The sequence below is a fragment of the Aphanizomenon sp. CS-733/32 genome, from assembly GCF_028330045.1.
GTDB classification, from domain to species: Bacteria; Cyanobacteriota; Cyanobacteriia; order Cyanobacteriales; family Nostocaceae; genus Dolichospermum; species Dolichospermum gracile.
Genome location: NZ_JAQMSE010000103.1, coordinates 1 through 8,263 on the forward strand (window position 1 = coordinate 1; position 8,263 = coordinate 8,263).

Below are 8,263 nucleotides of genomic sequence, written 5' to 3' on the forward strand. Positions count from 1 at the left end.
CACTTGATGAGGCAATTACTATGGCGGTTAATGCTATTACTGATGAAAATGCTCTCAATTGGTTTAATCATTGTGGATTGTTTTTTGACCCTATTTAGATAGCTATTTTTGTACTGGACTTGATCACAAACTGCTGTAATATTCCATTGCCAACTGGGTTTTATATAGTTTAATATACCTGCAATTCCTGTATAAATGTTGTCTTGCCAAGAAATTCGGGGATGATTGCCCCAAGGTCTAGTTTTCTATATAACCGCCAGCATAGGTAATCACACAGATAGTTCTGTACTGTTTATGAGAACCGTAAGCCACACCAGTTACCCGAAAAGATGGGTTAAAAATATTTTTCCGATGTCCACGAGAAGGTACACCATCATCAATTATTAGTTGCATGACAATATCTTGGGCTGTATTTGGTCCATAACTAATGTTTTCCCCAGCGGTAGTTTGCCATTTACCATAACGATTGATGCGATCACTAGGGCTACTACCATCACTACCATTATGACCTGTTGTTCCCTTTTCTCCTTGGTCTTTAGCATGATCTCGCGCACCTAAAGACATTCCTTTTGAGCCACGTAATGCACCAACGGGACGGACGGATTTTAAGAAATTTATGGCCTCATCAACAGGTTTTACACCTTCTTGGGTCATTAAATAGGTATTATGGGAAATTTTGACTTGATTTCCCTGAAACCGCTGTTTATAATTTTCTATAATAGGTATATATGAACGAGGATTGGTTCTGACTTTGTTAGTTTCAACAATTACTTGTTTTTCCAAGGTGGACAGATAACTTGTTTGTGCTAATAAAGTTTGACTATTTTTATCAGCAATCAGTGGCAGAGTAGATTCTGGATATTTTAGTAATTGATCAGCAAAAGTTGTTGCCAGCGTAATAGGTAATAATAGCAAAAATCCCAGGTGACGCATTCATAACCTCGTTTTCTTGTGGAATTATTGTAGTAGTGATCTTTTTGGATAACTACCTATTGCCTATTGTAATCTTCTTTGCTATTAAATGTAAAGTATGATTGGGCTAATATTTGATTTTTGAAATATATGTATGTAAGGTGGGAATCCCCCATTAATTTATTCTGACTACCGACTCCTACTTCAATAAAATAGGAATTGAGAAGCGAAAAGTTATCCTCATCACTTCTCATAAGACTACTCCTTACACTTACTGTAATTAGAACACTTAATTAATAAGTGCCACCTCTAGCTAAAGGTGCAGATTTATTGGCAATAACTATAAAACTAGTATAAATTATTGCCCAACTATCAAATTTTATGGTTTACCTTGCAATATTTGTTCTACTTCTGTGAGTTTTACAGGTCCAGCAAAATTTGGACTGGTGATAATAAAAGATGGTGTACCACCTAATCCTAATTGTTGGGCTAATAATAGGTCTTTTTCGATGGATTTATTAGCTAATTTGCGATCATTGTCAAATTTTTTGAGGTTTAAATTGAGCTTTTTGGCAATATCTAAATATAAAGTTTCACCCAATTGTTTCTGATTGGTAAACAGGGCATCATGATATTCCCAAAACTTACCTTGTTTATATGCTGCCCAAGCTACTGTAGCTGCGGGTAATGCTTGATCATGAATTTGATAAAGGGGAAAATGTTTATAAACTAAGGTGAATTTATTCGGATATTTTGCCAATAAATCTTTGAGTGTTTGATGTGCTTCGGCACAATAGGGACATTCAAAATCTGAAAATTCTATCAATACCGTTTTTGATTTGGTTGCACCAATTGTGGGAGAATCACCAATTACGGATTGAGGATTTGCTTGAAAATTATTGATAAATTCTTGCCGTGATTTTTGGATATTCTGTTGCTGTTGCTGCTGATATGCTCCCACGGATTCAATAATGATTTCTGGGTGTTTGCGGATAATTTCTAGAACTTGTTTTTCTAGTTGGGGGTCTATTTTAGTCTCAGCTTGGACGGGAAGTGACCAGCTTAATATCAGACAGATCAAGCTAACAATTGCTAAATTGCGAAAATGAGTAAAAATTTTGGACATTTGTCAAAGGTAGATAACTAGCAATGTGATTTTATCAAGTAGCGGAGAAAACAGCAATTGTTTCCAAGTTCGGAAATAATGCTTTTTGTAATAATCCTAAAATAATCAGATCCCCGACTTCTCTAAGAAGTCAGGGATCTGAGATAACAGTTATGTTAATTAGTTGGCTTTATCTGATAGCAGCAATTATTTTTGAAGTTTCTGGTACAACTTGTATGAAACTGTCAGAAGAATTTACTAAGATTATCCCCTCAATTTTTATTTTTGTGTTTTATGGACTTTGTTTAACGTTTTTAACTCTTTCTCTGAGAACTATTCCGGTGAGTATAGTTTATTCTATTTGGGCAGGTGTGGGTACTCTGATCATTGCTGCGATTAGTGTAATTTGGTTTCATGAGTCTTTGACGGTTGTAAAAATTATCTCTATGTCTTTTATAATTATCGGTATTATTGGTTTAAACTTGGCTGAATAGGGAAGAGGTAGAGGGTAGGGGGAAATAATTACCAACTGACAACTGACAACTGACCACACTAAACCAGAAACTTGGATTAATACAAAAATAAATTATGAACAGTAAAATTTTGGCAATATCTGTATTTTTACTCAGTGTAAGCTTATCAGGTGCAGTTCAAGCTGCAAGTTATGAGGATATTAGGCAGTTATTAGCAAATAAAAAGTGTCCAAAATGCTTACTTGGTAACGCTGGATTGGTAATGGCTGATTTAGCTGGGGCAAATTTAAACGGTGCTAATCTTGTGGGTGCGAATTTAAGTCGGGCAAATTTAGCTGGTGCGGATTTGCGAGGTGCCGATTTGCGAGGTGCAAGCTTATTTGGGGTGAATTTAAGTGAGGCTAAACTCAGTGGTGCAAATTTAACTGGTGCTGATTTAAGAGATACTTATTTAATGAATGCTGAATTGAAAGGTGCGAATATTACAGGTGCAAATTTTCAAGGTGCGGTAGGAATACCTTCGCAAATTGCTAAATCAGAAGATTTTTATGCTTGGGGTGTAGCAGCAGCCCAAAAGGGGAATCTTAAACCAGCTATTGATTATTTTAGCCAAGCGATCGCTCTTAAACCAGACTATGCCGGTGCATATTTAGCCCGGGGTATTGCTAGTTATCAAAGTTTAGACAGACAAAACGCCTTACAAGATGCCCAAATAGCAGCAGAAATATTTGCAAAAGAAAAAAATGCCGAAGGACTAAAAACAACGCAAGCTTTTATTACAGAATTAAAAACGCCTTACTCAGAAACAGTGAGTGCGGGTAAACCCAGCTTTATGGACTTTGTAGGGAGTTTAGGTTCAGTCTTATTACAGTTTTTCCCCTTCTAATCCCCATTGTATCCAGAAAATTAGGTTTTAAACCCTTTTCTAATTACTGAGGAACAAGTATTATTGTCAGTAGAGATATTCCGCAACTATCAGGATAATCATACTACTGACAAAATGGATATTAAGGATTTTCACAAAGCCACTAACCCCGCACGCACTCTGAAAGCGCGGAATGAAGAAGACCAAAAATGTTATATTGACTTTTCCGAAGTGCGTGGTGAGGATATCATCAGCACTCTTAAAGATAGTATTACAATTTGGAATCCAGATGAGCCTACCTGTAACCTATTTACTGGACATATAGGTTGCGGTAAATCCACAGAATTATTACGGTTGCAGGTAGAATTAGAAGCAGCAGATTTTTATGTTGTCTATTTTGAATCTAGCGAAGACCTAGAAATTACAGATGTAGATATTGCTGATGTATTTTTAGCTATTGCTAGTCGCATTAGTAAAAGTCTTGAGGAAATTGTTCTCGAAGAACCGAAAAAATTTCAGGAATTACTTCAAGGTGCATGGAATATTTTAAACTCTGAAGTTACAGGTGTTAAAGGTAAATTTGCTGGTCAAGATATTGGTTATACTGTTGACGGACAAAAATTATCTTTGTCATTGGGTATTGGGGAAATCACCACCAAAATGAAAAGTGATCCCACATTAAGAACCAAAATAAATCAATATTTAGCACCACAGAAAACAAACTTAATAAAAGCAATTAATCAAGAACTTTTAGAACCTGCCATTTCTAAACTTAAACAACAGGATAAAAATGGTTTAGTTGTCATAGTTGATAACCTGGACCGCATAGAGAACACGGTTAAACCCTGGGGTCGCACACAACAAGAATATATATTTGTAGACCAAGGTGAATATCTAACTCAACTTAATTGTCATGTCATTTATACCATGCCTTTGGCTTTGAAATTTTCCAATGAATATGGCATACTAACTCAACGATTTCCAGAACGCCCGAAAATATTACCAATGGTTCCCGTTAAGTATTCAGATGGTAGCATCCATCAACAGGGATTAGAGCTAATGCGACAGATGATTTTAGCTAGAGCATTTCCTAATTTAGCCCCAGAAGACCGCTTAAATAAAATTACCGACATTTTTGATACTCCAGCAACTTTAGACCGTTTGTGTCAGGTTAGCGGTGGTCATGTGCGCGATATTTTAAAGTTATTAAACCCCTGGATTATGAAAGATAAAAAATTTCCTCTCCAGGGTAACACTTTAGAGCAGATTATTCGTGACCAACGTAACGACTTCTCATTAAGACTTTCTGCTGAAGAATGGCAATTATTACGTCATGTCAAAGAAACTAAGGAAGTTAGTGATGATTTAGGATATCAGAAATTAATTCGCAGTAGATTTGTCTTTGAATATCGAGATCAAGGTGAATTATGGTTTGATATCAATCCGATTTTAGCAGAATCGGAAAAATTGTCTGAATGAGGATTTTGTCAGAATCAGGATTTCCAGGATTAAAGGATTTGCAGAATTAATATTTTGTCAGAATCAGGATTTCCAGGATTTGAGGATTAATAGGATTAAGATATATTATCATAGCCCCCTCCTCGCTTGCGGGGAGGGGGTTGGGGGTGGGGTTCTTATATCTCAATTAACCAATTACAAAGTCAGAAGTTAGGGATCTTTCTTATCACAAATTAACACTATGACCAACTCACAACAACTAGAAGATTTAGCATGGTCTTTAGAAGCTTCTCAGGGAGAATTTAAGCTGATTTTGGCTAAGTGTAATTATATCAACTTACAAAATCAACTTATTCAAGAGTTACAGAAAATATGTGAGATTGAAATTCAGATTTTACGGCTACAAACATCAGAAAGAACATTATATAATGCTATTCAAGCAGAATTTGATCAGAATATTCAAGCATTAATGATTGTCGGTTGGGAATCTTTACCGAATTTATCGAAAATGTTCAGTTCAGCTAATCAAGTCAGGGAAGAATTTAGAAATAATTGTCCATATCCGGTAGTCCTATGGATTAATGATCAAATATATCAACAAATCATGGAATCTGCACCTGATTTAGAAAGTTGGGGGATTACTATCAATTTTTCTCTTCCTTTCGATGAATTAACTAATTTACTCAAATCAATGATAGATAAAGTATTAAATGATGATTTGAATGTAAATTTACAAGAATTTGAATTAGCATTACAAGACTTACAAAAAAATGGTCAAGAGTTAGAACCAGAATTGGCGGCTAATTGTAATTTTTTAAAAGGATTTATTGCATATAACAAAAAACAATTAGATACAGCTATTAATTACTATCAACGAAGTTGGGATTTTTGGCAAACAACGGATAATTTAGAAATTCAAGGGAAAATACTTTATAATCTGACAATTTGCAATTATGCAAAATTAAGACCTAACCCCTCAACCCCCTTCCCTAGCATGGAAGGAGGAGAAGTTGGGAATTATTTACAACGAACGTTAGAAAAGTTTAAAAATACTCAACGTCTGGATTTAATTGCTAATTCTTTATCAATATTTGGGTTAATTCTCCAAGATTTACAAGCATGGGAACAATTAAAAACATTATCTCAACAAGCTTTAGACATACATCAAGCGGAAAATAATAGATTGAAAATAGGGGAGGATTATATATTTTTAGCAACAGCTAATTTTGCACAATCAAATTTTCAAGAAACAGTCAAAATTGCTAATCAAGGGTTAGGGATAATTCATGAATTACCCCTACTCAATTATTATCGTCAAAGTCTATTTTTAATTTTAGCACAGGCGCAAGAACAATTAAAACAACATGAACTAGCAATTAGTAATTTAAAATTGGCTAAAGATATCGGGGTTATCAATAATCACCCAAAGCTTTATGTTAAAATTCTCAATCTTTTACAAAAACTATTATTTGAGAAAACACAATATTTAGAAGCTTTTAATACCAAATTAGAATCTCGTTCTATTGAACAACAGTTTGGTTTGCGGGCGTTTATTGGTGCGGGTTGGTTAAAACCAGCAAAAAATACAAATCTAAATGTAGAGACGTTCCATGGAACGTCTCTACAAACAAATCAAACCATTAAAAAAGAAAATATTTCTCCAGAAATTGAAGCATCTGGGCGGAAAATAGATGTAGATGAATTACTAGCAAGAATTGGTAGAACTGATAAAAAAATTATTGTTATTCATGGACAGTCAGGAGTTGGAAAAAGTTCTCTAGTTAATGCTGGGTTAATTCCTGCTTTGGAAAATAAAGCTATCGGGTTTAAAGATAATTTACCTGTGACAATTAGAGTTTATAATAGTTGGTTTACAGAATTAGCAAAACAACTATTAGATGTATTACCAGCAAAATTAAAACCAGCAGAATTAAAATTAGATACTCAAGAAGAGTTTATTTTAAAACTGGTAGAAATTGAACAGAAAAATCTGAGAACAGTGTTAATTTTTGACCAGTTTGAAGAATTTTTCTTTGTGTGTCCTGACGATAAAGCCAGAACAGAATTTTTTAAGTTTTTAGGGAAATGTCTAAATCATAAAAATATTGGATCTTTGCGAATAATTTTATCTTTGCGGGTAGATTATTTACATCTTTTATTAGAATGTGATGAAATCCCCGACATGAATATCGTTGGTGATGGTATTTTGAGTAAAAATGTCCTATACAAATTAGGAAATTTAACACCAGACAATGCTAAAACTACTATTGAGAGTTTAACTAAAAAAACAACTTTTCAGTTAGAACCTGATTTAATTAACCGACTGGTAGAAGATTTAGCGGGAGAATTAGGTTCAGTTCGTCCCATTGAATTACAAGTTGTGGGGGCGCAATTAGAAACAGAAAATATCACCACATTAGCAGCATATCAGAAAATTGGTAACAAACAACAATTAGTTAAACGTTATTTAGGGGAAATAGTTAATGATTGCGGTGAGAAAAATCAAGAACTTGCGGAATTATTACTTTATTTTCTCACAGACGAACAAGGAACAAGACCGTTAAAAACTAAGGCAGAATTAGAAGAAAATTTACAATCATTATTAGAACGAGATAAAAATGAAACTGAGAATAACTTAGATTTAGTATTAGAGATATTTGTCAAATCTGGTTTAGTGGTGTTGTTACCAGAAAATCCCTGTGAACGTTATCAATTAGTTCATGATTATTTGGCTTTGTTTATTCGCCAGCAACAACAACCAAAATTAAAAGCGGTGATAGCAGAACTGGAACAGGAAAAACAACAAAGAAAAATTGGTGAAGCTAAACTCAATCGCTTTCTCAAAATTGCCCTTGCAGGTTCAGTGGCCGCAGGAATAGCATTGACCTTGTTAACAGTCACAGCTTGGAATGCTGCAAAGAGGGCAGAAACTCAAAAACAACAAGCTGATATTAATGCAATTCAAGCCTTAACTAAATCCAGTGAAGCCCAGTTTGCCTTAAAAGACACCGGAAACGCTTTAATAGAAGGCTTGAAGGCTGGTGGAAAACTTAAACTCGCATCTTGGGCAAAATCTGATACTCAAGTACCAGCGATAGCAGCATTAAGGCAAGCGGTATATTTGCAGCGTGATGAAAAGCCGGAAAATAGAGCCTTAGCAGTTAATACCCTCAAAGGTCATGAGGGTTATGTCAATAGTGTGGGATTTAGCCCCGACGGCAAACAATTGGCTTCTGGGAGTCGTGACAAGACGATCAAAATCTGGGACGTGACCACAGGGAAAGTCCTCAATACTCTCAAAGGTCATGAGAGTACGGTCTGGAGTGTGGGATTTAGCCCCGACGGACAACAATTGGCTTCTGGGAGTGGTGATAACACCATCAAAATCTGGGACGTGACCACAGGGAAAGTCCTGAATACCCTGAAAGGTCATGAGAGTGGGGTCATTAG

The 8,263-nt window shown here is 35.2% G+C and carries 6 protein-coding genes and 1 pseudogene; 4 read left to right on the forward strand and 3 right to left on the reverse strand.

What is annotated here, in order from left to right; all coding sequences use genetic code 11:
• Nucleotides 1-137: 137 nt before the first annotated feature.
• The 3 genes and pseudogenes from PN471_RS07810 to PN471_RS07820 all read right to left on the reverse strand — a co-directional run.
• Nucleotides 138-239 (reverse strand): annotated as a pseudogene (locus tag PN471_RS07810) (alpha/beta fold hydrolase); the annotation flags it as partial.
• Nucleotides 238-933 (reverse strand): CAP domain-containing protein, encoded by a 696-nt coding sequence (locus tag PN471_RS07815; RefSeq protein WP_271776361.1) that lies wholly within the window; start codon nt 931-933, stop codon nt 238-240. The pseudogene PN471_RS07810 and the gene PN471_RS07815, both read right to left, overlap by 2 nt.
• A gap of 358 nt (nt 934-1,291) precedes the next feature.
• Nucleotides 1,292-2,038 (reverse strand): DsbA family protein, encoded by a 747-nt coding sequence (locus PN471_RS07820; protein WP_271776362.1) that lies wholly within the window; start codon nt 2,036-2,038, stop codon nt 1,292-1,294.
• 152 nt (nt 2,039-2,190) lie between these two features.
• Between PN471_RS07820 and PN471_RS07825 the strand changes: the two genes are divergently transcribed.
• The 4 genes from PN471_RS07825 to PN471_RS07840 form a co-directional block, all read left to right on the forward strand.
• Entirely contained in the window at nt 2,191-2,511 is a 321-nt protein-coding gene (locus tag PN471_RS07825) for a DMT family transporter (protein WP_271776363.1), read from the forward strand.
• Nucleotides 2,512-2,605: 94 nt separating this feature from the next.
• A complete protein-coding gene (locus PN471_RS07830; protein WP_271776364.1) occupies nt 2,606-3,376 on the forward strand; it encodes a pentapeptide repeat-containing protein in 771 nt (256 codons plus the stop codon).
• Between the two features lie 114 nt (nt 3,377-3,490).
• On the forward strand, nt 3,491-4,834 hold the full coding sequence (locus tag PN471_RS07835) for an AAA family ATPase (protein WP_271776366.1): 1,344 nt from the start codon (nt 3,491-3,493) through the stop codon (nt 4,832-4,834).
• A gap of 220 nt (nt 4,835-5,054) precedes the next feature.
• Nucleotides 5,055-8,263: nSTAND1 domain-containing NTPase (locus PN471_RS07840; RefSeq protein ID WP_271776365.1), on the forward strand; the 3,209-nt coding region annotated here is incomplete at its 3' end.